The sequence below is a fragment of the Acinetobacter sp. ANC_7512 genome (genome assembly GCF_056779935.1).
The window spans coordinates 1-930 of the sequence record NZ_JBWYIX010000028.1 but is presented as its reverse complement, the minus strand read 5'-3'; the positions used below and the strand labels follow the sequence as shown (position 1 = coordinate 930).

1 protein-coding gene is annotated in these 930 nt (G+C 46.8%); it reads left to right on the top strand.

Annotated elements, in window-relative coordinates; genetic code table 11:
- A partial coding sequence (locus AC1M9H_RS14300) for a GA-like domain-containing protein (RefSeq protein ID WP_481613645.1) occupies nucleotides 1-930 on the top strand: 930 nt, incomplete at both ends.

Below are 930 nucleotides of genomic sequence, written 5' to 3'. Positions count from 1 at the left end.
CAGATGGTTTAATCACGCCAACAGAACTTACTGAGCTGACTCAAGCACGTGATGATGCACTTGCTGCTAAAGAAGATGCACAAGCGAAAGTTGATGCACTTCCAGAAGGAGCAGACAAAGACGCATTGGATGCACGCTTAGATGATCTAGTCGACATCATCTTACCAACAGTAAATGATGAAAACGAAGATGGCATAGCAGATGAGTACGAACAAGTATTGGCAGATGCCGAAGCAGCAGTAGAGGCAGCAGAAGCAGCATACGCTGCGGCAGAACAAGCGCTGATCGATGCAAATGCCAATGGGCTCATCACTCCAACAGAACTTACTGCACTGACTCAAGCACGTGATGATGCACTTGCTGCTAAAGAAGAAGCACAAACAAAAGTGACAGCGTTACCTGAGGCAGTACAAGCAGAAAAAGATGCGCTACAAGGTCGTTTGAATGATCTGGTTGATATCACTTTACCAACAGTAAATGACGAAGATGAAGATGGTGTTGTTGATGATATTGGAGAAGCTCTAGCAGCGGCTGAAGCAGCAGTAGAGGCAGCAGAAGCAGCATACGCTGCGGCGGAACAAGCGCTGATCGATGCAAATGCCAATGGCCTCATCACTCCAACAGAACTCACTGCACTGACTCAAGCACGTGATGATGCACTTGCTGCGAAAACAGAAGCACAAACAAAAGTGACAGCGTTACCTGAGGCAGTACAAGCAGAAAAAGATGCGCTACAAGGTCGTTTAAATGATCTGGTTGATATCACTTTACCAGCAGTAAATGATGAAAACGAAGATGGTGTGGATGATGCAGTTGCAGCACTTGAAGAAGCGACAGAAGCAGTAGAGGCGGCTGAAGCAGCATATGCTGAGGCAGAGCAAGCACTAGCAGATGCCGAAGCAGATGGTTTAATCACGCCAACAGAACTTA